Annotated in this window: 22 protein-coding genes, 1 tRNA gene and 1 pseudogene; 11 read left to right on the top strand and 13 right to left on the bottom strand. The window is 33.9% G+C overall.

Translation table 11 applies throughout. From position 1 onward, the window contains the following. Nucleotides 1-11: 11 nt before the first annotated feature. Genes AAEO57_RS04930 through AAEO57_RS04915 form a run of 4 tightly spaced genes read right to left on the bottom strand, consistent with a single transcriptional unit; the run spans nt 12 to nt 8,768 of the window. Entirely contained in the window at nt 12-1,721 is a 1,710-nt protein-coding gene (locus AAEO57_RS04930; protein ID WP_341690100.1) for a fasciclin domain-containing protein, read from the bottom strand. Between the two features lie 7 nt (nt 1,722-1,728). Next, on the bottom strand, nt 1,729-3,243 hold the full coding sequence (locus AAEO57_RS04925) for a RagB/SusD family nutrient uptake outer membrane protein (RefSeq protein WP_341690098.1): 1,515 nt from the start codon (nt 3,241-3,243) through the stop codon (nt 1,729-1,731). Between the two features lie 12 nt (nt 3,244-3,255). Next, complete coding sequence (locus AAEO57_RS04920) at nt 3,256-6,537, bottom strand: SusC/RagA family TonB-linked outer membrane protein (protein ID WP_341690096.1); 3,282 nt, start codon at nt 6,535-6,537, stop codon at nt 3,256-3,258. Nucleotides 6,538-6,539: 2 nt separating this feature from the next. Further along, the gene (locus AAEO57_RS04915; protein WP_341690094.1) at nt 6,540-8,768 is read right to left on the bottom strand and encodes a fasciclin domain-containing protein; all 2,229 of its coding nucleotides are present in this window, start codon (nt 8,766-8,768) and stop codon (nt 6,540-6,542) included. A gap of 452 nt (nt 8,769-9,220) precedes the next feature. On the opposite strand from AAEO57_RS04915, the gene AAEO57_RS04910 reads away from it, so the two are divergent. Continuing rightward, nucleotides 9,221-9,412, top strand: a complete 192-nt coding sequence (locus AAEO57_RS04910; protein ID WP_341690092.1) for a hypothetical protein — start codon at nt 9,221-9,223, stop codon at nt 9,410-9,412. Between the two features lie 181 nt (nt 9,413-9,593). On the opposite strand, the gene AAEO57_RS04905 is transcribed toward AAEO57_RS04910, so the two are convergent. After that, entirely contained in the window at nt 9,594-9,851 is a 258-nt protein-coding gene (locus tag AAEO57_RS04905) for a hypothetical protein (protein ID WP_341690090.1), read from the bottom strand. 934 nt (nt 9,852-10,785) lie between these two features. On the opposite strand from AAEO57_RS04905, the gene AAEO57_RS04900 reads away from it, so the two are divergent. The 4 genes and pseudogenes from AAEO57_RS04900 to AAEO57_RS04885 all read left to right on the top strand — a co-directional run bounded on the left by AAEO57_RS04900 (nt 10,786) and on the right by AAEO57_RS04885 (nt 12,993). After that, nucleotides 10,786-10,980, top strand: a complete 195-nt coding sequence (locus AAEO57_RS04900; protein ID WP_341690088.1) for a hypothetical protein — start codon at nt 10,786-10,788, stop codon at nt 10,978-10,980. A gap of 64 nt (nt 10,981-11,044) precedes the next feature. Then, entirely contained in the window at nt 11,045-11,632 is a 588-nt protein-coding gene (locus tag AAEO57_RS04895) for a DUF502 domain-containing protein (RefSeq protein ID WP_341690086.1), read from the top strand. Between the two features lie 392 nt (nt 11,633-12,024). Continuing rightward, nucleotides 12,025-12,318, top strand: a pseudogene (locus AAEO57_RS04890) (hypothetical protein); the annotation flags it as partial. Next, nucleotides 12,319-12,993: an SGNH/GDSL hydrolase family protein gene (locus AAEO57_RS04885; RefSeq protein ID WP_341690282.1), complete on the top strand. Its 675-nt coding sequence runs from the start codon at nt 12,319-12,321 to the stop codon at nt 12,991-12,993. A gap of 250 nt (nt 12,994-13,243) precedes the next feature. Here AAEO57_RS04885 and AAEO57_RS04880 read toward each other — a convergent pair whose 3' ends face one another. Beyond that, entirely contained in the window at nt 13,244-14,740 is a 1,497-nt protein-coding gene (locus AAEO57_RS04880; protein WP_341690084.1) for a S41 family peptidase, read from the bottom strand. A gap of 54 nt (nt 14,741-14,794) precedes the next feature. Between AAEO57_RS04880 and AAEO57_RS04875 the strand changes: the two genes are divergently transcribed. Both AAEO57_RS04875 and AAEO57_RS04870 read left to right on the top strand, forming a co-directional pair. Further along, nucleotides 14,795-15,175 (top strand): hypothetical protein, encoded by a 381-nt coding sequence (locus AAEO57_RS04875; protein ID WP_341690082.1) that lies wholly within the window; start codon nt 14,795-14,797, stop codon nt 15,173-15,175. 349 nt (nt 15,176-15,524) lie between these two features. Beyond that, the gene (locus tag AAEO57_RS04870; RefSeq protein WP_341690080.1) at nt 15,525-17,537 is read left to right on the top strand and encodes a M13 family metallopeptidase; all 2,013 of its coding nucleotides are present in this window, start codon (nt 15,525-15,527) and stop codon (nt 17,535-17,537) included. 131 nt (nt 17,538-17,668) lie between these two features. On the opposite strand, the gene AAEO57_RS04865 is transcribed toward AAEO57_RS04870, so the two are convergent. From AAEO57_RS04865 to AAEO57_RS04835, 7 genes are all read right to left on the bottom strand, one after another. Beyond that, a complete protein-coding gene (locus AAEO57_RS04865) occupies nt 17,669-18,238 on the bottom strand; it encodes a hypothetical protein (protein WP_341690078.1) in 570 nt (189 codons plus the stop codon). Continuing rightward, nucleotides 18,225-18,719 carry an RNA polymerase sigma factor gene (locus AAEO57_RS04860; protein ID WP_341690076.1) on the bottom strand — a complete coding sequence of 165 codons (495 nt, stop codon included), beginning with the start codon at nt 18,717-18,719 and terminating at the stop codon, nt 18,225-18,227. Before AAEO57_RS04860 ends, AAEO57_RS04865 begins: the two co-directional genes overlap by 14 nt. A 1-nt stretch (nt 18,720) precedes the next feature. Further along, the gene (locus tag AAEO57_RS04855; protein ID WP_341690073.1) at nt 18,721-19,557 is read right to left on the bottom strand and encodes an alpha/beta fold hydrolase; all 837 of its coding nucleotides are present in this window, start codon (nt 19,555-19,557) and stop codon (nt 18,721-18,723) included. Nucleotides 19,558-19,897: 340 nt separating this feature from the next. Further along, nucleotides 19,898-20,083: a hypothetical protein gene (locus tag AAEO57_RS04850; protein WP_341690071.1), complete on the bottom strand. Its 186-nt coding sequence runs from the start codon at nt 20,081-20,083 to the stop codon at nt 19,898-19,900. Nucleotides 20,084-20,259: 176 nt separating this feature from the next. Continuing rightward, nucleotides 20,260-20,559 carry a hypothetical protein gene (locus AAEO57_RS04845; protein WP_341690069.1) on the bottom strand — a complete coding sequence of 100 codons (300 nt, stop codon included), beginning with the start codon at nt 20,557-20,559 and terminating at the stop codon, nt 20,260-20,262. A gap of 539 nt (nt 20,560-21,098) precedes the next feature. After that, nucleotides 21,099-21,869, bottom strand: a complete 771-nt coding sequence (locus tag AAEO57_RS04840; RefSeq protein ID WP_341690066.1) for a DMT family transporter — start codon at nt 21,867-21,869, stop codon at nt 21,099-21,101. Between the two features lie 393 nt (nt 21,870-22,262). Then, nucleotides 22,263-22,335, bottom strand: a tRNA-Met gene (locus AAEO57_RS04835). Nucleotides 22,336-22,452: 117 nt separating this feature from the next. On the opposite strand from AAEO57_RS04835, the gene era reads away from it, so the two are divergent. The 4 genes from era (at nt 22,453) to der (ending at nt 26,419) form a co-directional block, all read left to right on the top strand. Next, a complete protein-coding gene (gene era / locus AAEO57_RS04830) occupies nt 22,453-23,334 on the top strand; it encodes a GTPase Era (RefSeq protein ID WP_341690063.1) in 882 nt (293 codons plus the stop codon). Nucleotides 23,335-23,366: 32 nt separating this feature from the next. Further along, a complete protein-coding gene (locus AAEO57_RS04825) occupies nt 23,367-24,188 on the top strand; it encodes a hypothetical protein (RefSeq protein ID WP_341690061.1) in 822 nt (273 codons plus the stop codon). Nucleotides 24,189-24,223: 35 nt separating this feature from the next. Then, the gene (locus tag AAEO57_RS04820) at nt 24,224-24,817 is read left to right on the top strand and encodes a CHAP domain-containing protein (protein WP_341690059.1); all 594 of its coding nucleotides are present in this window, start codon (nt 24,224-24,226) and stop codon (nt 24,815-24,817) included. 294 nt (nt 24,818-25,111) lie between these two features. After that, a complete protein-coding gene (gene der, locus AAEO57_RS04815) occupies nt 25,112-26,419 on the top strand; it encodes a ribosome biogenesis GTPase Der (protein ID WP_341690057.1) in 1,308 nt (435 codons plus the stop codon). Nucleotides 26,420-26,470: the final 51 nt, after the last annotated feature.

Raw genomic sequence — 26,470 nt, 5'->3', positions numbered from 1 at the left:
AGAATGCTTTTCTATTTATTAGGATCGGTAAGCGGGCCGGCAAATCCATCTCCGCCTGATTTTAATCTAGGATACAGCTGATCCATATCTATAGGTCTAAATTCTACAACATCCAACCACGAAAAATCACCCGGACTTGAAAGTGATTCAAAAGTGATGGTATGACGGCCTGTTGTTTGTATGTCAACAATACCACAAAGTCTGGTGTTGAATCGGTTTGTTAAAGGGAAGACATGATTTTTGTACCCTTGTGATTCTAAAACTCTTTCGTTTAAAGTAACATTCCCTTGTTCCTGAAAGTTAATAAGTCTTGGAAGTGCTATACCATCAACATAAACTCTTACGATAGGGTTTTTAGTACCTTTGTATCTGTAAGCGACCCAGACTTTGTATTTCCCTTTTATGATTACAGGAGTCTTGAAGGCCATATTTTGCACATAGTCTTTTCTAAGTTTAGCTTCGACTATATCGGCATGCCATGCACGATCCTGATAGCTGGTGCTTCCTTTGACAGCGCATACATAAGTTATTTTGTCATTACCATCCCAGGTCACCTCACTAAATAATGATTTCTCAAGAGTTACCCAATTGCCCGGTTTTCTAAATATAGCACTTAATTGCATAAATTCGGGCTGGTCAGCCAGGTCAAAATAAACAGGGGCAGGGTTTCTTTTTTTAATAAAGAAATTTTGTTCAACAGTATGAACTACTCCATTTGATGCCGTAACATCACTTGTCGGACGATTTACAGGGATTCCTTTTTCTAAGACTCCGTTAAAAGTTTCTTCATTTAATAAAACAGTACCTGTACTCATTTTGACACTAATTACTTCCAGCGGTGCTTTGGTTTCTAATGATGGAGTAATAGCTAAATCAGCTAAATATTGAAGCTTAGGTAAAATACGATAACTTACAAAAAGATTTAAACTGTCCTGAGGATTCAAAGGATCGTGCAAGTGGCTGTATTTTGTTTTTAAATCTTCAAGACTGTTGATTCCGGCAGCTTTAAATACCTCATTTGTTTCACTTAAAACAGTCAGGTGACCGGTAAGTGTTTTTTTTCCTTCCACAGTTGTTTCTGTTAAAGGCTGGTTTAATTTATCATACCATCCTGTTGCTTTTAATGCTTCTGTAAATAAAGAAAGGGATTCATTTTCTTCTATGGTCTGCGCTAAAGTTTTATTGGCAACGCGCAATACTTTGTCTATTACATGTATGATTCCGTTTCCTACTGATACATTTGAAGAGGTAATTCGGGCTGTTTTATTAACCGTTATACTCGAAGAACCTCCAATATTAGCAGCACCTGTAATAAGGAATTGTCCTTGTTGGCTTGGAGTTGCAATTTTACCATCTGTGAATGAAGTTGTAGCCACTTCCTGATCAAGGATATGGAGTTTTACTAAATCCTGTAAATCCTTAAGAGGAACATCTTTAACAGAAGCTGCACCAACATCTGTTAAATACTGTTTTACAGCAGTATTTGTTGGCAGAAATAAAGTATATGTACCATAAGTGTTCATAAACGAAGAGTAATTCGTAATTTCTAACATTTCCAAAAACATGGAATACTCATCATTTTGTTTTAAAAAGTCAGTAATGTTTACTGTTACATCTGTACGCTCATTGATTTTCTCAGGAGTACAGTTGAGAAGTGCCAGGGTTAAAAAAACCGCTAAAGTAAGTCTCATCAATTTTGGTAGTGTGGTGTATCTTTTCATGACTTAATTATTTATAAAATGGGTTTTGAACTAATGCTTTATTGGTATACAATTCGTATTCATTAATTGGTAAATAGTGACTATCAGGATCCTGAAGTTTAGCCAGGATAGATTGCAATTGATCTGCCGGAGCGCTTATCAATGCCATATTCGTCAATAAATCTAAGCGTTCATAATTATTTCTTCTGGCATTTCGTAAAACATCAAACCAGCGTTTTCCTTCATAAGCTAATTCGCGTGCGCGTTCTGCTAATAGATAATCAGTTACCTCTGCTTTGTTTACAGGATTTACATTCTCATGGGTTTGACTGATGGCCCTGCGTTTGGTGCGGATTTCTTCGATAATAGCAACAGCCTCATCTCCTCTTTCTAATTGGATTAAAGCTTCAGCTTTTAAAAGTAAAACATCTGAATATCTGTAAACAAACCAGTGTGTGTCTGATTCAGACAAAGTCTTGTAAGAGTCCATGTTAAGACCTGTAAACTTATAGATTTGATTTGTTCCTGGTACCAATGCGCATCTTTGACCGCGAACATCAAAATTGTTAGCATCTGCAAAGTCAATTCCAAAAACATCTTCTAAAACTCCGGAAGAAGCTATGAATTCCGGTCTTTGCGTAAACATATCGTAAAAAGGATTCAGGTTTTGTGTAGAATATTGAAATTCAAAGATACTTTCAGTAGTATTTCCTACTGCAAATACTCGGTTGAACCAGCTGTTGGAAGCAGAAATTAATTGAAACTTACCTGAATTTTCTACTTTTTCAGCCGCAGCAAGAGCTTCTGTATATTTATCCATCCAAAGATAAACATCAGCCTGCATGGCGTTAATAGTATAAACAGTAATTCTTCCTTTGTCAGAAGGTATATTTCCATACGTGGTTACAGCATATTCTTCTGCTAAAGCCAGGTCTTTGATTACTTGTTCAAAAATTTCATTCTGTGGTGTTTTGGCCAATTGAAAATTATCTTTATCCGAAAGCGTTGCATTCAATTTAAGAGGTACATCCTTAAAAGTACGAGCCAGCGTAAAGTATAAATAAGCTCTGATAGCCAAAGCTTCAGAAAGATAATTGTTCAGCTGGGTTTGTGTCAGGGTCGGGTCGCTATTTTTTACTGCTGGAGCCAGTTCAATAACAGTATTACAGTAATTTATAGTTCTGTAAAATGCTGACCAGCTCGTTAAATCATTTGATGACAGGATGTTTGAGGTGGTAATATCTCTCTGGTCGGGAGTAGTATTGGTTGCAGGAGATATCATATCAGCTCTAATTTCGCCGTACATAAACAAATATTCGCTGATATTGTAATCAGTTCCGTCTGTTGGGGTTTGTCCTGCCGGTGGTCTTTTTAATAAAGAAGAGTAGATACCAATAACGGCAGCCTGAATATCTTCTTTGGTTTGCCAGAATTCTTCACGTACAATTCCGTCTTCAGGGCGTAAATCTAAATAATCGTCACACGATGTTACGGTAACAAAGATTAGAAGGATTGCTAATATAGATTTTATTTTAGTTCGCATGATCAATTTTATTTAGAAACGTGTTATAATACCTAATGAGATACGGCTGGTAGGAGGGGTTCTTGAGTTATCAATTGCCATTCCGAAAGGACCTGAAGACATACTAACTTCTGGGTCCTGACCTCTGTATTTTGTCCAGGTATATAAGTTATCTGCAGTTATATATGTTCTTATTTCGTCCATTCTAAGTTTTTTTAATGCTTTTTTTCCTAAAGAATAGCTAAAAGTAACTGAACGAAGACGAACAAACGAAGCATCTTCTACATATCTGTCAGATCCTAACCAGTTATATCCTGCTCCGTAAACGGCTCTTGGCATATTGGTTACATCACCCGGATTACGCCATCTTGATAATGTTGCCGTACTTTGATTATCCCATCCGTACATATTGGTTGTTCTCATGTCTGTTCCGTTTACGATGTCATAATTCAGACGGAAGTTAAAGAACAGTAATAATTTGAACTGATTATTGAAGGTGATGTTTGGGCCAAATCCTCCGTTAAGTTTAGGGTTACTGTTTCCTAAATAAACCACATCACGACTGTCTATATTACCATCTTTATTGATGTCTTCGTAAATAGCATCTCCAGGCTGAAAGGTGTAATCGGTATTTGGGTAATTAAAACGCATATATACCAATTGCCCGTTAGGTCCTGTAATAGGATTTCCATTGGCATCTTTGGCAAGAGTAGCATCTTTATCTACATATACGCCCTTGTATTTATATCCGTAGAATGAACCAAATGGATTGTCTTTTTGAAGGAAGCGTTTGTATTCTCCGTTACGATCCGTATTTCCGCTTTCATTTGGAAAATATTCCGAAATTTCGCGAATCATGTTTTGATTACTGGCAATGTTAAAGTTGAACTCGACTTTCCATTTGTCTGTTTTTACAGGCGTAGTAAATAAACCAATTTCCCATCCCTGATTATCCATGGTACCCACATTTTGGTCCATTTTGCTGTATCCTGAAACCGAGGTAACATCAACGTTTTCGAAAATCATGTCTTTTGTTGTGTTTCGGTAAACTTCTACGTCCAGTTGAACACGTTTGTTAAACATTTGAAGATTGAATCCTAAATTTTTTCCGATAAGTGTTTCCCAACGTAAATTACTCAATTGAATATTTTGTGGATATACCCCATTAAGCCCTAAATAGTCAGATGGATAATTTCCGTATACATTATAATAACGGTAATCATATTTAGGTGCTCTTCCTGATTCTCCATAACTTAATCTCAAACTCAAATCGTCAATCCAGCTCACGTTTTTCATAAAAGATTCTCCTGAAACTCTCCAACGGGCAGATGCTGATGGGAATAGTCCGTATCTGTTTTCCTGACCAAATCTTGAATTTCCATCTGCACGTAAACCTACGTTTACAATGTAACGATCTAATAATCCGTATTGTGCATTTAATAAACTACCTACAGTTCTGGTTTGGCTGTTACTGGTATATAAATTCAATTCTGAATTTTGTGTTCTGGACGGATTTGACGGATCTGTAAGTAATGAAGATGCTGTGTTAGAGGTTATTACCTGATGAGACTCATAGCGTGAATCGTTCGACTGCAAAGATAAAAGTACAGATAAATTTTGTTTTTCACCAAAATCAGGAGTATAAACAAAATTGGTTTTTGTTGTAATATTAGCCATATCCACATCAACATCTGATGCACGGTTCACTACAGTTTCTGTAATAGGTCTTCCTGTGGCATTTTGAGGTAAAAAAGATTTTGCTTTTGTACTGTTAAAATCAAATTGTAAATCAAATGTCGAGATGAATCTTTTTGGTACAATGTCAACATTTATATTAAAGTGAGGTACAACTCTGTTACTTACCTGATTGTTAGTAGCAAATTCTGCCATAGCAACAGGGTTGTATGTGCCTGGATATCCTCCCTGAACGTTTTGTGCCGGTGAGAAAAAATTAGGGGTAAGCACACCTGTTTGGTCATATTCAAAAATACCCATATTAGGCATTTTTCCGTAAGAAACACTTCTAAGTAAATCTTTATCACTTCCTGAGAAATTATTCACGTAGTTACGGTCTGTACTGGAGAAAGTGTAGGCGATGTCGGTTTTAAAACGAATACGGTCAGAAACCACATAATCTAAATTTAAACGTGTACTGATACGCTCAAAACCAGTACCAATAGTAACCCCTTTAGAGTTGTAATATCCTACAGAGGTATAATATCTTGCTCTTTGCCCACCTCCTTGCAAAGACAGGTTATGATCTTGTATAAAACCAGTCTGAGAAATTGCTTTTGTCCAATCTGTATTATTGCTGTAGTTTTTGTAGTAATAAACTTCCTGAGGATCGTATTGAAACTCTTTAATATTTTGTGTATTCAAAGGAACTCCGTTTCGGTTCATGAATTCTTCCGGAATCAATTGTGAATATTGGTCACCACTTAACATTGGCAGCGCATCCGGAACTTTTGAACGGGTACCTACAAAAGAATAATTAATTTTTGGCGTACTGATTCCACCACGTTTTGTATTGATGATAATAACACCACCAGCAGCGCGTGAACCCCACAAAGCAGTTGCGGCAGCATCCTTATCAATTGTAATGGTATCAATATCAGAAGGAGCAATATTTAGTAATGCAGCATAACCATCATCATCGGCGGTTCCAAAGTTGAAATCTGCCGGAATTGAGGTTTCGTAAGGCATTCCGTCCACCACGATTAATGGGCTGGAAGAACCAGAAATAGAAGAGGATCCCCTAATCTTGATCTGCATTCCTGCACCTGGATCTCCACTAGATGCAATGATATCTACCCCCGCAATACGTCCCTGCAATTGTTCGTCAATAGAAGCGGCTTGTGAATTGGCTATATCGGCTGCTTTAATAGTAACCGAACTGGTTGTTTTATTTCTGTCAGCAATATTTAGCAAACCCGTTTCCACCTTTTTTTGTCCTGTGACAACGACATTGTTTAAAGAGGTAATAGTAGATACTAAGGCAATTTTTATTGTGGTTTTGCCATTAACAGCAACTACTTTAGATTTATATCCGATGTTTGTAATTAATAGTTTATTGTTTGGGTTTTTAAGGTGTATCGCAAAATTTCCGTCGATATCAGATAAAACACCTCCAACAGTACGGTTTTCTGAGTCCTGCTCCACAATAGTAGCAGAAGGAATTGGTAAATTATCACCTGAATCGACAACTTGTCCACGAACCAGTGTACCCTTAGAGTCCTGAGCAAAAGATGGAAATGCTGCCAGAATAATCAAGGCAAACGAAAAACGGTAAATTAAATTGGTTAGATTTTGTTTCATTTTTATTCCGTATATGAAAGATAGTTGTCTACTAAATGGATTAAGGTTCTGTCAGCTAAGTTGTTGCTCTTGTTTGCGATGAAGGTTGCTGTAGTGTTTTTTTTACCAATAAAAGAGAGTGCTCCTTTGTCGCTTATAACCGTTACATAAAGCTTCTCATCTCGGTCATCTTTCAGTAGAGTTTCTACCTGACCTGTTACATTACCATCGTCAGAAACTGTTTTAGTTGCCAAAATATGATACTTTATAAAATTGACAACCAGATCCTGTTTAAATGTTTCTGTTGGTGCGAAATCTGGTACTCCAGTAGTCACATTCCCTGGCAGTAATCCGGCCTTTACGGCCTTTACGATAGCAGCATTATTAGGAACTATAATAGTGTAAGCTGTTCCAAGATCTACTCCTGTAATTTTATCAGCTACAGAATTGTAAATACTAGAATTTTTCAGATAACTATAAAAGTTGAAAAATTCAGAACCTGCATCTGAAGCTAATTTTTTAAGATCTACACCTGGAGATTCTTCGCTAAATTCAAGTAAGTTGTCAATATAATAAGTACGTCCGTTTTGCTGGTCTTCGTATCCAAGAATATTAGCCATATTTGCTTTAACTTCATTTCCTGCGGCATAAACTCTATTGTTGTTCCATTTGATGTATTCTCCCGGGATATCCATATCTCCTGAACGAATAATCCCGGAGCCTGATAAATTATTTAATTCTCCTTCAGGAGTTGGAACAATACAGTTATACAAGACACGCATTAAGCGCAGTCTGGAATCAACTGCACTTGCAGGTGTACCACCATTAGGCGGAGTATACATCCATTCTGATCTGGCTGTATTATAATCATATCCAAGGGAACGCAGTACAGTATCCGAAGGAAGAAACAAAGTATATTTCTGATTGATATTACTGATAATTTCTCTGTATGAAGTACCGTCATTGAATAATCGTGTTGCCAAAGTAAATTTAGGATCCAGATAAGCAGAGGTATAAACGCTATAAAACAAATTAGAGGCCTGCACTTTATTAGTTCCGTAAAAGAATCCATTGCTTAATACTTTAGCTTCTTTAACATCAGTACTTATGTTAAATCTTAAATTCTCATCCAGTGCATTGTTATAAGAACCAAATTTTGATGGCCATACGGCGCCAGTTACCATATGTGCTTTTAGTAAATCCTGAAAAACATATTTAGGCAGTTGATCCATTGTAAAGTTTTTAAGCAAAACTTCGTCAATAAATTTTTGAAAAGAAGTATTATCAGGAGCAATTAAAGTATAGGCGTCACTTTGCCCATCATTATCCATTTGCTTTAAGAAGTTTTCATTATTAAGAGAATATGGCAAACCGGCATCATACATTTTTACGTAAACATCATCCCCTTTGCCTGTGTAATTACGATAAGTGGTTGTAGCTCCCTGATTAAAAACATAAGTTACAAGATTCTTCTGTATCAACTCACGAAAAAGGCTATACTGACTATTGTTTTCTAAATACTGATCTAAATTCACCAATGGAAGAGAAACCTGACTAACTTCTTGAATTACACCATTCTCGGCAATGATGTCGGCTTCCTTTATTGATCCTCCAAGAACATTGAAATCGGTGTAGGTTGAGTTTGGAAAAAAGAATTTATAGTCATTCGAATTTAATCCTTGTGCAGCAAAATACTCTTTTTCAAAATAAGTGATATACTTATTGTTATTGTCTCCTGAGATATAGTAGCTGGTACCTCCGGTATTGTTTCGATTAGATCCTACAACAACCATTGGCTTACCGTTAATCGTTTTATTTACAAACCCGTCATAATATGCTGTTCTTCTTCTAAAAGCGTTGTCCACAAGCCATCCTGTTGAAGATTGATAGTCTGATAGCTGCTCTGTTCGGAAAGCATTATAAATAAGTGCATATCGAACAATTTTTCCAGCGGTTTCAGCATCAATTTTGTTTACATCTGTAATACCCTGCTCCTGAAAAAATTTGGTAAAAGCCTCATCATTAGGGGCCATCATAGTCCAGTATCCTGCTTTGCCTAAGATGTCTTTGTATCCTGCTTTTTCAATTAAAACCAGAAGATTTTTAAAATTACCGCGGGCTTGAAGTTGCTGATAAATAGGTGGCTCTAAGGAATCTGGTCGAGCATAGTAGTCATCATAAGCGTCCTTACTGCAGCTTGACAGGAGGACTAAAAACGAGAAGACAAGTAATTGGTGTATTTTTTTCTTCATTCTTGGTTAATTTAATATAGTGAAAGTCTAAATTGGTTTTAACTTTTTTTTAGTAAATACGGATAGTCAAACCTAAAATCTTCTGTTGCTAATTCTATCCTGCACTATCCTGCATTTTTTTTGTATGTGTTTTTTATATTTGTATAAAATGCATATAATATAATTTATATGTTAATATTTGATAAATATATAAATGCAGTATTTGTAAGGGCTGACTAAGGTTGTTGATTTTGAGTTTTAATAATTTTTTATGATTTTATCATAGTCAGAATTTTGAAAAAAAGTACAGCGAAAACGTTTTTTTTTAAACCGTTGAGTGGTTTTTATAAAGAAAATTCAGATAGGATGATGTTGTGAATTATTTAACATAAGTTTATTTGAAGCAAAAACAGTAAAAAGAAGCAGTTTAGCATCGCAAAAATTGAGTAAAAACAGAAAAATGAGTCTGTTTGATGAAATTAGGAATAGCAGGCAATAAAGAAGAAATACCTGCGAAATATGACTGTAGTTTTTTGAATAAAAAAAACAATAATTGGGTTGATTTTCAGAATGCCGAAATAAAATTGGCAAAGCAACAGACTTTCGATTTTGAACAATCTGTTGTAGTAAAATTAAGGACAGTAAGAAGCTGTTCTCAGTTATAGGACTTCTTGAATTTTAGGCACTATACGCTATCTTTTGAGTTTGGGATGTGTTCATGCTTAAGTTCTGAGATGTATGACACGGCATTATTTCATCAGTAAAAAGCCCCCAAGTAGTGTCTGACTTTTTGAGGGCAGTTAAAAAAAAAATACAGGTTTCGGCAGAAGTATTTTTAAAGACTTCTTACGCAGTTTCCAGTTGATTTTCTATTTCTTCTTTTATCACATCTTTATATTTGGCAAGTCCTATTCCTATTATGGGAATGGCTAATTTTCCAATAGCAGAAGCAGCTTGTTTTTTACCCTTCTTATCCAGATAAGCTGATAAAAGTAAGGAGCCAAGAGCACCAATAAGGATATAACTGCCTGGTACATCTGCAATTTTGCTTTCAATAAGTTCTCTGATTTCCTCAAGGTTTTCCTTGTTGATTAAGTTTTCCATAATTGTATATATTAAGTGATCTTTAATTCTTTATTTTAAAATTACGGGTATTACACTTATTTCATTTATATAATCCGAATAAGGGATTACATAATTACATGCAATATTCTTTTTTTAGATGATTTATGGGTTTAAAGTTTAAAATGATAAAGGTGGAATCAAACCGAAATTATCCTCAAAAGAATATTTTTATTCTTTCTTCCCCGGATTAGAAATTTTAAAGTTGCCCGGGTTTAAAATTTATAAAAAATGTAATTTGACGATTCTTGGACGAAAAATAATGCTGAAAAATTCCAAAAAACACGTTCCATTTTATAATATGGAACGTGTTTTTTTTAACTGTCTGATTCTCTTTTCTAAATTTGAGGGAATTAAAAATGTCATTTTGCACATTTTTTTTTTAAAGTGAAACTCTTTTGTTTTTTATAGAATATGTAATAAGATATTCATTGTGTGGTAGTTATTGAGCAAGTTTTACGGATTGGAGAAGTGCTTCTATGGTTTACTTTTTCTTCTAATTTGATTTTCCTCTATACGAATTGATTTTACAAATTTGAATAGTCCTGGTTGTAAAATAATACGAATTTATATACACAGGCTGATTAGTTATTTATTGTAACCCACATTTAATGAGGTAAATAAGCTGGCAAAATTATATGTAGCAAATTATAATCTGGAACAAAATAAAATGATTAAAACCTCTTCACTTTGTTTATAAAAGTTAAATTTATTCTGCAAAAAGTTTTTTTGAAAAGTGTACCCTGTCATGTGTACCTGGATCAATATTTAAAATTTTCTGGCTGATCGTAATTTTAGCTTTAATAATTAATTTAGTGATAGGATTAAATCGCCAAAGTAATAGTCATAATCATACCTAATTCAATTAAATATGTCTCTACCTAAAGAATTACATAGTTCAAAATTTGAGCAGTATATGGAGTCTATAAAAATAATGTATCTAATTGATGACAGGTTTAAAATGATCTGTGATCAGTACTGTATTAGTAAAATAAAGGCAGAAAGAAATAAGCAAAAAAGCGAAAAATACTTGTATCAGCAGTTGGAAAACGAAAACTTATCACAGGAATTAGAAGAGGAGATTTTGTTTTACATTATTAAAAATATGTAGTCTTAGAGCTTTGATGTTAATATTGTTTTGGTTTTGATTAATAATAAGTTATGTGGTAATTACTATGAAAAAATTCTTTCAACAAGCTGAGCGTAATTTTATCTCCGGAGCGCTGGTATTGCTTCCATTAATTGTTTTTTTTGTGATAATGCAGAAAATCTGGTCATTTTTCCAGAACTATGGCGAGAAAGCGGCTCATTTACTTAGGCTGGATGATATATTAGGTACTGCAGCAAGAGATGTTGTTGGTGGTTTCTTTTTGATCGTACTGATTTATTTCAGTGGCTATTTAATGCGACTGGCTTTTCTGAAAAAATTCACCAGCTGGATTGACAATCAATTGATGATTTTTCTGCCAGGTTATGAGAAAAACAAAAAGATAGCGGAAGAGAAATTAAATGCTAAAGTAAAAAAAATAAATACTGACGTTCCAATATTACTAAAATATGGAGATTACTGGCAGCCTGCTCTGTTGAAAGAAGAGTCAGATCAGGAAAAAGCTCTTGTTTTTATTCCAGCCGTACCTTTTTCAGATCGCGGTCAACTTTATATAGTAAATACAAATCTTATAAAAAGACTGCCGCATACATCAATAGAAGATTTTCAGGCGTCATTAAAATCATTTGGTAAAGGAATTTTGGATTTTAACTAATTGTGAATCCATTAAACGTATTTTTGATAAATCATATAATCTTCTGCTGAAAACCGCTGCAATAAGCAATTGGGTATTAATTATAAAAAAAGCGGTTTGAATTTTTGTGATAGAGAAACGAAAAAAAATGTAGTTATAACCGTTTTTTAGAATAATTGTTTCCGATATAATTCTCTCTTGTAAATCACTCGAAATTACTAAAAATTACCATTAAAATTAATTTCACCCAAAGGATTAAATAATAACTTTACTTTTTTCTAAATTAATTATAAAATTATGATCAATTTCAAAAAACTACAGTTATTAGTTTTATTTGTTTTTATTTCATACAGCCATGCCCAGAAGTTTGTTAAGCCCGATAACACCAGAATCAATTACCGGGCAGGGTAGATGTTACAGCAGATTCCACTATGTTATACTGGCCGGGTACTACAGCAGGAATAACTTTTAAAGGATCGGGTGTTTCAGTAAAAATGAAGTCTTTTAAAGAGAAAGCATTTTTTTACGCCATAATCGACAAAGACGATAAAAAACCTTTTAAATTTGAAACAGATAATACCCTAAGAACAATACATATAGCCAAAGATCTGGGGCCGGGTATTCATACATTAGAAATATATAAACTATCGAATTCGACATCCGTAAATGTGTTTTATGGATTTGAAATTTATGGACAAACAAAATTATTGAAGAATCCGGATCATCGTACCAGAAAGATCGAATTCTATGGAAATTCCATTACAGCCGGACATGGTGTAGATGTTCCGGAAGGAGGAAGAGACTCGGGAATGCCCGAAGATTTCAATAATTATTATACCTATGCTGCTCTAACAGCAAGACACTATAATGCTAAGCCGTTTATTATTGCCCGCAGCGGAATAGGAATTACAGTAAGCTGGTTTCCTGAAATTATGCCCGAAACATACGATCGTACAGCACCGTTAGATCCTTTAAGTAAATGGGATTTTACAAAGTACACGCCGGATATTGTAGTGATTAATCTCTTCCAGAATGATTCCTGGATTGTAAACAGACCGGAACATGAACAGTTTAAGCGAAGATTTGGTACTGAGAAACCATCAGAAACTTTTATAATTCAATCCTATGCTGATTTTGTTCGTTCTGTTAGAAGCAAATATCCATCGGCGAGTATAATTTGCGCATTGGGCAATATGGATGCTACCAGATTTGGTTCCGAATGGCCTGGCTATATCCAAAAAGCTGTGAATCAATTAAACGATAAAAAAATATATACCTTGGTTTTTCCCTATAAAGAAAGAGGGAATCATCCTAATAGAAAAGAACAAGAGGCAATGTCAAAACAGCTGATTGAATTTATAGATCGTAATATAAAATGGTAAAATATTAAACAAACGGAAATCGTAAGTTCAGGAGCGAAACACTTGCACCCATTGTCATTAAGTTAAAGATTAAATGATAAAATGATTGTTGATTTCAGAAGTAAAAAACTCCTAAAATCAACAATCTAATATTTAGTCAAACCAAATCTGAAATCAAAAAACGTTAATAATCAATCTAAAATCTCTTGACTTAATAGCATTGCACTCGTATGCCAGCCTTTAGATTTTAATTTATAAATTTCGTTGCTGGTTATTGTTTTTTCAACCTTTTAAAATCCTGGATATATAAACCTTTAGCAGTATTGGTAGGGTTGAATGCAGCAAGATTACCAATGGACAAAGAAGGATTGGTGATTTTTGCTGTAGTTCGCATGGTTTGGCCTGTAATTAATTCGAGGGCTTTCTTCAAATAAGGATCTTTTACGTTTCCAAATTCAACCAGATTGAAGAAAGTGCTGTATGGATTAATTTCGTAATCAGGTGTAATTTTTGCTGGATTTGCGTCTTTGTCTTTGTTATAATATGAAAAAGTAATGGGTTGCAATTGCCATTTGTGAGTAGTGCTCCGATTGGTATAGGAGAGATAATCATAAGCAGGAGAATCGTATAGAGTGTTGGATCCTACAAATTTACCTACAGTTTCTTCGCCTACTGTGATTACGTTAATGTATTTTTTTAAACATTGTATGGTGAGCTCGCTGGCAGAAGCGGTTTGAAAACTTACCAGCACATATATTTTTGTCAAAGCAAGGCTGTTTATACTTTCTTCTCTCTGAAAAGTAGGTTCGTTATCAGTCAGGTTAAAAATTTTTACTTTTTCAGAAAGATTTTCATAGCCGTCTTCACTATTGTGTTTATTATTAAAGTCTAAGTAAATATAGGGTTTGTTGGTAAAGCTTCCGTTAATCATTTGTGCCAGAGCAACGGCAGTTTCTAATGAACCGCCTCCATTGTATCTTAAATCTAAAACCAATTCGTTAATTCCATCCGATTTCATTTTAGCGAAAGCCCCATTGAGTTCGTCATTATAATCGGATTTAAAAGCATTAAAAACCAGATAACCAATGTTCTTTGCTCCATATACTTTCTTTTCGTAATAAGCAATCGGATTTTCGTCAATTTCGGCTTTTGTTACAGTTACAGTTCCTGCTTTGTCTGTGGTTACTAAACTACCGTTTCTAATATCCACGCTTGCTGCCAAAGTAATGGTGAATTGCGTGTTTTCTAGTTGGTCATAATTACTTGCAGTAAGCTGGCTTCCATTTATTTTTGTAATAACGTCGCCTCTTTTCAATCCTGCCAAAGCTGCTGGTGAGTTAGGTACAATGTAGTTAATTAAGGCTACCATGTTGGTATTGGATGCGTCTTTTGGATAAATGGCATAACTAAAACCACCTTGTTTTTCGACTTCTGCAATTTTTGAAACACGCACTATCTCATTGCTGTTTTCAATCCATGAGAATCGATCAACAGTCCCTCTTTGATATAGGAGTGAATAAAAAAGTGCATCGGGAGTTTTTCCGTTAATAAAATTGTTATATGTTGTGGTAGAAGTGATTTTGCTGTCAGACAAATCAGGAACGTTGGGTTGCCAGTAGTACCAGGAATTCATAGCTTTCCAGACAAAGTTGTTAATCTCGTCTGGTTTGGTAGGGGTGGTTACATTAGTTTCAGAATCAGAATCTTTGCTGCAAGCTGTAAAAGCCAATCCTAGAAACAATGTTATACCAATATATTTTAATTTCATTGTTTTTTAATGTTTAAAATTAAGTTAGATTTGTGAGTATAAAACCTCAAATGTATGAAAAATAGTATTCCAAAAACCGTCTTTTTATTGTTTTATTTAGGAGTTTTTTTTCTTTTTTCCTGTTCCGGATCGCTGTTAGATATTAAAAACCAAACGTATAAAAGTTATAACAGAAATAATGAGAGAGGATATGTGGTTAGTTTTAAATTAAATGACGTTGCTGTTGTTCCAAAATCGGTTGTGATTAATGGTATTGTTCAGGATATATCCGAAGCAAACAAAATTGGAGATACTTATCAGGTCAATGTAATTGCACAAACTACCACAATCCATAATTACGAGGTAAAATTAGATAAAAAAGAAAATGGAATTTATTTTGAGAAAAATTCTAACATATTTTTTCAACCTGTAAAATTCAAATTAATCACTGACTAATTGAAAAAGTTTAAATTACTTTTTTGTAAATACAAGTAAATCCGCTGATGCAAGTGTCAAGCTGTTCACTCAATGTATAAAATCAATTTACATTATTTTTAAAGATAATTATTGAAAACGTATTTCTGAATTCAATACATAATTTAGAAATAATGAAGCTTGTTATTTCAAACCATTTTACGATTTAAATAGCTTTAACATTGAAAGATTAGTAGGACAGAAAAACTTTAGAATTAAAAACTGAATTCGTATATTGTTGTGCTAAAATTAAATAGGCAAGGCATATACATTTTAGAACAGCTTCCTTCAAACGTTTTTTAGTTCATTTTAATAGAAATAAGTCCGGATTATGAAAAATTCATTAATACTCTTCATTACATGCTTAGCTTTTACGGCATGCTCAAAACATCAGGGAGAAAAAAATATTGCAATCACTGGAATAGATTCCACATTGCGGCCTGGGAATGATTTTTTTAGATATGTAAATGGCAAATGGTATGATTCTGTGTCAATACCTGCATCACAGGCAGGAGTTGGAGCTTACATGTTTCTAAATTTTCCACAACGAATGCGCCTTCAGGGAATATTAGACAGTATTTCGCAAAGTAAGAACCCAGAAGGAAGTATAGCACAAAAGGTAGGAGACTTTTATGCATCGGGTATGGATACAGTAACCATTGACAAACGTGGTTATGCTCCTGTCAAACCTCTGCTTGCCAAAATTGAAGCAATTAGCGATGTACCTTCTTTAATGAAATTTGTAGTTGCCCAGGAAAAAGTTGACAATTCTTCTATCATAGGTTTTGGAGTAGGACCGGATGATAAAAACAGCAGTATGAATATTGCTCAACTCTATCAAACCGGTATAGGCTTGCCCGACAGGGACTATTATTTCAAATCAGATTCGTCAACAGTTGCCATCCAGGGAGCTTACAAAAAATATCTTGCTGCATTATTTCAACTCACAGGCAGCAATGCTCAGGAGGCAAAAAAGAATGCTGATATAGTTTACGATATAGACAAACAACTCGCCGTTTCGCATAAGACAAAAGTTCAGCTTCGTGATGTGCAGGCAAATTATAATAAAACTGCGGTAACAAATCTTGTAAAAAAACATCCAAACATAGACTGGACTACTTTTTTAAATAATTTAGGCGCTAAAACCGATTCTATTAATATAGGTCAGCCTGCATATTATGATGCCCTTAATAAGTTACTAAAAAACATCTCCATTGCTAATTGGAAAATTTACCTGAAAGCAAATTCTCTCGAAAGATATGCAGATGATTTAAGCAAACCTTTTGCAGATGCTTCATTTGAATACACAAAAGTGCTTTCTGGTCAGGCCGTTCAAAAATCACGTGGCGAAAAAATGGCTAATGCAGTTGACAATTACTTAGGCGAAGCATTGGGTGAATTGTATGTAAAGAAATATTTTCCAGAAGATGCCAAAAAACGCATGTTAATCCTAGTGAATAATCTGCAAAAAGCGTATGCCAAAAGAATTGATAAATTGGAATGGATGAGCCCTGTTACAAAACAAAAAGCTAAAGAAAAATTAGCAGCCATGACTAAGAAAATAGGATATCCGGATAAATGGAGAGATTATAGTAATGTAAAGGTAGCCAGAAATACGTATTTTGAAAATATGGTTTCGGCTGCTGCAGCGGCATATCAATTTCAACTGGCAAAATTGGGTAAACCAGTCGATAAATCAGAATGGTATACTACAACGCCAACCGTTACGGCTTATAATAACCCCACCGCAAATGAAATTGTTTTTCCTGCAGGTATTTTACAGCCTCCATATTTTGATAATAATGCAGATGATGCAATGAATTATGGAGGTATCGGAATGGTAATATGTCACGAAATAACCCATACTTTTGATGATCAGGGAGCTCAATATGACAAGGATGGAAACTTGAAAAACTGGTGGACAAAAGAGGATTATGCGCAGTTTAAGTCCAAAATACAGCAGGTTATAGATTTGTACAGTACCTATACCGTTTTAGGAGATCTGCATATTAATGGCGAAATGACTGTTGGAGAAAATACAGCAGATATTGCCGGAATAGCAGTTGCCTACGATGCTTTTAAAATGACCGATCAAGGAAAAGGGAATACAAAAATTGACGGTTTTACCCCAGACCAGCGCTTCTTTATTTCTATAGCCAAAATATGGAGGGTAAAAATGAAAGACGAGTTCCTGCGTTTGTGGATAAACAACAATCCGCATTCTCCACCAAACTGGCGTGTTAATGGTCCTCTAATGAATACTACTCCTTTTTACGATGCATTTAATGTACAACCTGGAGATAAAATGTTTTTGCCCAAGAAAGACAGAATAACCATTTGGTAATATCAGAGTCTCCAAGGTATTCCAATGGAAAAATGCGCAAATTTCACTATGAACTTTGCGCATTTTTTTTGTTTCTTAGAAATTGTAAATTTTAGAAATATGTTTTGGCTAAAACAAAATCAGTTTTTATTTTAAGAGATATTTTTTAAGAAATTTAAAATCTTTATTTCCTTTTTGATTATTCTTATCATAAGTAATGCAAATATTAATAAAAAAACATATCCGCTTGAGAGGATATAAAGATAAAAACCTCTTGAAAAATTGTCTTTAAAAACAGGTAAAAGCAAGGTAAAACCAACAACATAAGCCAGGTAAATGACAGGTGTAAAAATATAATGTATTTTTTTTCTCCATTCATAAAACTGATGAGCCAGTTTGCTATATTCAATTAAATTAACATCAGTCTTTAAGTTCTCTAGCTTTTTTGCACTCCTCCATTCTAAGGCTATACGCACAAGAAGCATTGTAATCATAATGCATAATCCAAAACCAAACAGTGTTTGTCTATAAGCGCCTACCCAAATAAAATAAGAGATTAGTATTAATGATGTTAGACTTAAAATTACCTTGGTCCAAAAATGGCTACGCTTAATTTTCTTGGTATGTGCCTCTGCTTTTTTAATAATTTCAGTGACTGTTGGTTTTATATCAGATTCTGTCTGGTGATCCCAAATATTTTGTAATTCTTCAAATGTTTTCATTTTGTACACATTGCGTTAAACTTTTTTTGATTCGGTGAATTCTAACACGAAGCGTTTCTTCGGTTATCCCTATTACTTCTGATATTTCCTGATATTCTACGCCGTCTAAAGTCATCAGGATTATCATTTTGTTTGTTTCTTCAAGTTTTTGTATGCATTGATACATTTGTTGAAGCTGCTTGTCTTTTTCGCCCGAATAAGTTTCTGAAACCGTCTGAGGCAGGATATCGATCCTAATTTCTTTTCGGGAAGATGATTTTCTTAAATAAAGAAGGCAAGTGTTTACTGCAATCCTATAAATCCAAGTGCTGATACTAGAGTCATTTCGGAAGGTATCTAACTTCTCCCAGACTTTGATAAAGATTTCCTGAGTCGCATCAGAGGCCAATGCAGTATCTCCACAAAAATAACCTTTGCACAAGCGAAACACTTTATTGTAATGTTTGGAGTAAATCTCGTTGAATTGTCTTTTTTCAGCCACTTTATTTTAATTCTGATTTTACATTTTCTATAAACCATTCCGGTTGATCGTACATTACAAAATGCGCTGATTTTGATGCATAAAGAATTTTAGCGGATGGCAGATTTTCATACTGAGCTTTATAGGTGTTTTGAACGGTAGCAAGATCTGGATTTGTTGCTGCTAAAATTACTACCGGAATTTTAATTTTGGAAATTTCTTTTCTCAAGTCTAAATTAAGCATATCAATATAACCATAAACATAGGTTTTTCTATCGGCAATATTTATCCATTCATTGATTGTTTTTTGTTTTTCTTTGTTCATACACATGTAAGAAGTCATTTGTGAATTCATTGCTTCAAAGCCCTTTTGATCCATCGCCAGCATCATTTTGCTCTGAGGATTATCATAAGAAAGAGTTTCGCCTTTGTAATTAGGAATCATTAAAGCCGCGTTTGCCGGTAAAGCATCAACGAGAATTAATTTTTTGAATAAAGTAGTTTCTTCAGATGCCAGCCACAAACTTAAAGTTCCTCCCAGACTATGACCAATTAATACTGCATTTTTTAATTTTTTGGTTTTTACATACGAAATAACCTGATCTTTTATAGTCGATAGCCAAGGTGCTTCAATTGGCGGAACATTGCCAAATCCTGCAAAAGTAAAAATGTGGCATTCGTAATTTTTAGAAAGTTCGGCCACTGTTTCATTCCATACTTCTCCTGTGCAGCCAAAACCAGGGAATAATAAGACAGGATTTCCTTTTCCTTTTACTTCTACCTTGAATGCAGTTTGAGAAAAAACAGATTTTGACATAAGAAGAATAAAGGCAATAATTAAAATAGATTTCGTTTTCATAAGATTTAATTTTTTAAAATTTATCTTTTGATACAGTACTAGTTTAATTGTTACATAAAAAAATGCATTTTTTTTATTTTTTTTTTATTGGCATCAGAAATTAACTCTCAAACCCTGCAAATTAGGATAAATAAAAGAAAGTGGTGACTCAAAAAGGGAAGAAGAAAAACAGTAATTATTTTACTGATTCTGGATTACTAAATATTGAGAAAAAAGGAGATAATTCAATTATTGATCGTTTAATTTGAAGTGAGCTTTTCGAGACAATCTATATTATGTTATTTTCTAGTAAAGTTGAAGACTTTTAGAATTGAAAGTCAGAGACATTTGCGTGTTTAAGTCATTTAAAGAATACTTCGGGAGGAGGAACAGGTGTGACTTGTACTACAATGCATCCCGGATTTGTGGTTTCGGAAATCTCCAGAATTGACAATGATGGAATCTGGCATCCTGAAGAGCCAGATCCACGACCGTCAAATTTAATGTGGCCTGCTGAAAAAGCAGCGAAAGTAATGGTAGAAGCCATTTTAAAGCGAAAGCGAAATTACATTTTCACTGTCCATGGCAAACTAGCTGTTTGGCTGCAAAGATGGTTTCCCGGATTGATGAGATTTATAGTTTCAAAAGATCCAAAATCAGATTAAGAAGCTAAATATAGTGTCCGATTGCAAATCTGGGCTAATTAGCATTTAAGATTTTTGATTAAAAATAGCTTGACTCTACGTATGGGTCGTAAATATCTGCATCCCATTGATTGTCGTTATATAGATCTGCAGGATCTTCATCGGTTTCCGGATCAATCGTATTTTCGTTTTCATTGTAGTAATGGCTAATACCGCATAGAAATTCGCAATCAAAATCGGGTTCGTCGTGATTCTTAAGGTACAAGTCTACTAAGGGGTTTAAAGTTTGTTGTTCAGAATAAAATTCAGCATCTATCAAATTTGTATTAGACTGAATATCGAAATGTTTAATTGAGTTGGAATTTGAAGGTTTAGCCATAAATGATCTCATAATTTTTTATTAGTTAATTTTTTTAAAAATATTTTACTAATTCAAAACTACAAGGGGCAACAACGTTTTTCATTATAGAATTCTGCTCTGGTTTTACATAATTTAAAAGCGATGGAATTTTATCTGAACAGAAGTTTTCAGGCTTATGCGATATTCAGAAACGAGAGTGAGTGATCTGCATGTTAAAACGTATATAAACTTTGCTGTAATTTATAAGACAAAAAAACTTCAGAGCAATCTGAAGTTTTTTTTGTCTTAATAGCCTTAAAGGGACAATTTTCGAACCATTTTATGAATGATATAATTAAATTGGCAGAATAAAAATTTAGTAATTAGAAGAAATTATCTAAGTCTTTAAAAGTACCAGTTGTATATATTCTAAATAACAAGCCCCTATATGAGGCTTGTCAATTCAAAATCGTGGAATTTTTTACTTCTTTTTTAATGATGCATATGACTGCAGAGAAACAGAACTTAGTATAAAAAATATTCCAATATAAAAAGATGCATTTACAGACTTACTTTCGTTAAAAAAAAACAAAAGCAATCACAATAGCGTAAATCGGTTCTAAATTAAAAGTAAGATTTACAGTAAAAGCAGGAATCTTTTTTAGTACTTCGGCAAATAAAACATACAGTCCTACTGTACAGAATAATGAAAGTAAGCTAAGATAAACAAAATCAGTTATATTTGGGAACACAGTTTCAGCTGGAAAAAAATAAAGATACAGGGGCATTATAATTAGTAAAATAATTGAGCCAGCAGCCATTTGATAATAATTGATGATTTTGCTGTCATATAAATGAACTAACCTTTCATTATAAATGGTATAAAGAGCTGCAAATGCTGAAGAAATTACTCCCAGAATAATGCCTAACTGGTAAGAGGTATCAAAATGAAATATAAGGCTGATACCTACTAGCATAAGAGCACTTAGCAGCAGTTCAATGAATTTAAATTTAGTTTTGTCGATCAGAGGCTTGAAAATTGCCGTAAAAAAACTTGTAAGACAATAACAGATTACACCAATCGAAATATTTGAATATTTAATGCTGGCATAGAAAAATACCCAATGGACAGTTATTAATATTCCAATTTTGCCAATGTAAAATTTTTCTGCGTGGTTGATTTTCCTCCCAATTTTTAAATATTTCACAATAATAAATAATATAACTGTAGAGAAAAGAACTCTATAGAGTGTCAAGAGACCTTCGTTTAGAGTTATAAGTTTGCCAAATACTCCAGTGAATCCTGCTAAAAATACAGCAAGATGCAATAATAAATATGATTTTTTCATGAATTTTTGTGCCAGTTATGGCAGATTTTAATATTATCAATAAAGCATAAAGAATCATTCGGACATTCTGCCGAAAGTATGCTCTGTTAAATCAAGAGATACTATTAAAATCTAGGTGGAGGAAGACAGCCTTTTCTATTCATAGTTGCAAATATAATTTAAATTATAAAATACCTAATGAGATTTAGGTATAATTTCAAAAGTTAGATTCAAATATAAAAACCGCAAACTAGGTTTTCAATATATATCTAACTTAATTATTATTCGAATCCCCCTCTAGTTAACTTAACGGGATTTTTGAATCACTTTATTTTTGCAAGTTAAACTTACGATATATAGCAAAAGACCATAAAAAAAGACCTATCTTCAAAAAAAGATAGGTCTTTTGCCTTGTAGCGGGAACAGGACTCGAACCTGTGACCTTCGGGTTATGAGCCCGACGAGCTGCCTACTGCTCTATCCCGCGATGTTTCGGGTGCAAAGATACGTCGATTTTTGAGAAATCCAACGAAAACTTAAAAAAATGTTTTATTTTCTGTATTGACTTGATATGACTACCTTTGCATCTTAAAATAATACACAAATGTCACATAAAGCAGGTTTTGTAAACATCATCGGAAATCCAAATGTTGGTAAATCAACCTTGATGAATGCCTTCGTTGGAGAACGATTATCAATCATAACATCAAAAGCACAAACTACACGTCATAGAATTTTAGGAATCGTAAACGGAGAAGACTTTCAATTGGTTTTGTCTGATACTCCCGGAATCATCAAACCGGCTTATGAAATGCAGGAATCGATGATGAATTTCGTAAAATCGGCTTTTGAAGATGCTGACATTTTAATTTACATGGTTGAAATAGGGGAGCAGGATCTTAAAGACGAAGCGTTCTTTAATAAAATTATTTACGCTAAAATTCCAGTGTTATTATTGTTGAATAAAATTGACAATTCAAACCAGGAACAATTAGAAGAGCAAGTCTCATTTTGGAAAGAAAAAGTGCCAAATGCAGAAATTTTTCCAATTTCGGCTTTGCAGAATTTTAATGTTCCGGAAGTTTTTGGAAGAATAATAGAATTATTGCCGGAATCTCCAGCCTATTACCCAAAAGACCAATTAACAGACAAACCGGAGCGTTTCTTCGTAAACGAAACTATCCGTGAGAAAATCTTATTGAACTACAGCAAAGAAATTCCGTATGCGGTTGAAATCGTAACAGAAGAATTTCATGAAGACGAAAACATTATAAGAATCCGTTCTGTGATTATGGTAGAACGTGATACGCAGAAAGGAATTATCATAGGACATAAAGGTGCCGCTCTGAAAAAAGTAGGAATGGATTCCCGCATTGATTTAGAGAAATTTTTTGGAAAACAAATCCATATTGAACTTTACGTAAAAGTGAATAAAAACTGGAGAAGCAACGCCAATATGCTGAAACGATTCGGGTATAATCAATAACATGTTATTTCTTTAGATCTGTAAATTCAAATATGAAAAAACTATCGTTGCTATTCATTTACATCTTAATTTTAAATTCGTGTAAAGAAGAGAAACCTCAAAAAAAAATCACGACTACAGTAAAAAAAGACACTGTTAATGCTCCATCTTTAGAAAAGAATAGATTTTCAGAAGCTGAGATAGAAGAAAAAAAGAAAGAAGTAAATCATTTGTTTGTTGCAAATGGTGGTTCGATCTTATATATGAAGAATGGAGATTTAAAGGGAGCTGCGCGGTTTGACACAGATGGAGATTTCGTGGGGGAGTTATTGCAAATGGACACTTACGGAAAGTACAAAGATCATGATAACTATGTGATTGGTCAACATGGTGATACAACTTATTTTTTTAATGAATCGGGCAGGATTACCTCTGATTGGGAAATTTTGAAAGGTGTAAGTGTAGAAAATGAAATGCAGGTAATGTCTTTTATTTCTCCTATAAATGAAATTGCCAATGACACAGAAATAATAAATACAACAAAGCTGATTATTTTTAGACCGGAAATAAAAACATTCAGTAATGAAGATTCGCCTGAAGCTGAGGCTTATTTTACGGCTATGGATGATTGGAATTATTACAGTCATGAATTGAATGAATATTTCAGGAAAATGAAAGTAGAAATTTTATACGCCAAAAAAAGATATCTGAAGTTAGAAATTGAAGAGGGTAAAAAAATTACAATCGATACAAAAGGGCCTATCAACAATTATCATGCACATTGTATATTGTATAAAAAAAATAAAAGGCCTTTGTTGGTTTATTTATTAGCTGGAGATAATGAGGAAAGCGAAATTAGGAACTATTTAAATTAAAACAATTCAGATTATTATATTTGAACTAAGGATTAATGAAAATTAAAAAAATTACACTTCTGGTTATTTCAGTTTTAGTTTTAACATATGCGGGAATAAAAGTTGTAAAGAAAATAAATTTAAACTCTGATTATAAAATAGGTCAGCCACTTGATAGTTTAAACGGAGTGATAGTTTATTACAACGGTGGAGTTGATAACGTTGCCGAGAGAAATGTTACAAAAGACAATTACAATTTAGGCTTAAAATATCAATGTGTCGAATTCGTAAAACGATATTATTACGAACATTACAATCATAAAATGCCAGATGCGTACGGTCACGCAAAAGATTTTTTTGATCCTAAAATAAAAGATGGCGAATTGAATCCGAAACGGGATTTAATTCAATATACAAATTCGAGTAAAGCAAAACCTAAAATTGGAGATTTGGTAATTTTTTCAGGATCGCTTTTAAACAGATTCGGGCATGTGGCTATAATTTCTAAAGTTTCTGAAAATGAAATAGAGATTATTCAGCAAAATCCCGGGCCATTCAGTAGTTCAAGAGAGACTTTTGTTTTAAAAAAGAAGGAAGGTAAATATAAAATCGAAAATAACAGATTGCTGGGCTGGTTAAGAAAAGAATGATTTTTTTTTTAAGGAAAACATTCTTAAAACTATGATCTCCTAGCCCAGATGGGAACGACATCCTTTTGTGGCGGGGTTCGCCACAAAAGATATAGTGGACAGCTGGATTAAGCTCCTTAAAAAATAACAAGAAATACAATAAAAACTTAGGTACTTAGAAACTTAGCATCTTAGCAACTTTTTTTAACTACCTTTGCAAAAAATTTAAATAAGGTGTTTTGGATTTATAATTTACTGAGATTTAGTTAAAAACAAAACCTGAAATTGTGAGTCTGGAATCTAAAATTCAAAAAAATGAATAACATTGTTGCGATAGTAGGAAGACCTAATGTGGGGAAATCGACCCTGTTTAATAGGCTGATACAAAGAAGAGAAGCTATTGTAGATTCAGTATCTGGGGTTACCCGTGATAGAAACTATGGTAAAAGCGAGTGGAACGGAAAAGAGTTTTCTGTCATTGATACAGGTGGATATGTTCGCGGAAGCGATGACGTATTTGAAGGCGAAATCCGTAAACAAGTCGAGCTTGCTATAGACGAAGCCGATGTTATCATTTTTGTAGTTGATGTGGAGGAAGGAATTACACCAATGGATGAAACTGTTGCAAAATTACTTCGTAAGGTAACAAAACCGGTTTTATTGGCTGTAAACAAAGTAGATAATGCAATGCGTGAGAAAGATGCGATTGAGTTTTATAATCTTGGTTTAGGAGATTATTTTACTTTCGCAAGTATTTCAGGAAGCGGAACGGGAGATTTATTAGATGCTTTAATCGATGCATTTCCTGAGAAACCAGAAGTTGAGGTTAAAGAAGATTTGCCTCGTTTTGCTGTTGTTGGGCGTCCAAACGCAGGGAAATCTAGTTTTATCAACGCCTTGATTGGTAAAGACCGTTATATTGTTACGGATATTGCAGGAACTACCCGTGATGCAATTGATACAAAATTTGACCGTTTTGGCTTCGAATTTAACTTAGTGGATACTGCAGGAATTCGTCGTAAAGCTAAGGTTAAAGAAGATTTAGAATTTTATTCTGTAATGCGTTCGGTAAGAGCGATTGAACATGCAGATATTTGTATATTGGTTATAGATGCAACCCGCGGCTTTGAAGGTCAGGATCAGAGTATTTTCTGGCTGGCAGAGAAAAACCGAAAAGGAATTGTGATCCTGGTAAACAAATGGGATTTGGTTGAAAAAGATACCATGTCTACAAGAGATTACGAAGAGAAAATCAAAAAAGAACTAATGCCTTTTACAGATGTGCCGATTTTGTTTGTTTCTGCTTTAACAAAACAACGTTTGTTGAAAGCATTGGAAGCTACAGTTCAGGTTTTCGAAAATAGAAAGCAAAGAATTCCGACTTCAAAATTCAACGAATACATGTTGAAAGTTATCGAGGCGTATCCGCCACCGGCAACAAAAGGTAAATATGTAAAAATTAAGTATTGCATGCAGTTGCCAACAGATGTACCGCAGTTTGTGTTTTTTGCCAATATGCCGCAATATGTAAAAGAACCGTATAAGCGTTATTTGGAAAATAAGATTAGAGAAAAGTGGGACTTTGCAGGAGTTCCGATAGATATATATATTAGAGAAAAATAAAAAATGATAAAGTCCCGTTTGGGACTTTTTTTATGTCTTTTTTTAATTGAT

Source organism: Flavobacterium calami (assembly GCF_038290035.1).
GTDB classification, from domain to species: domain Bacteria; phylum Bacteroidota; class Bacteroidia; order Flavobacteriales; family Flavobacteriaceae; genus Flavobacterium; species Flavobacterium calami.
The sequence above is the reverse complement of the archived record's forward strand: the minus strand, read 5'-3'. Positions and strand labels throughout refer to the sequence as shown.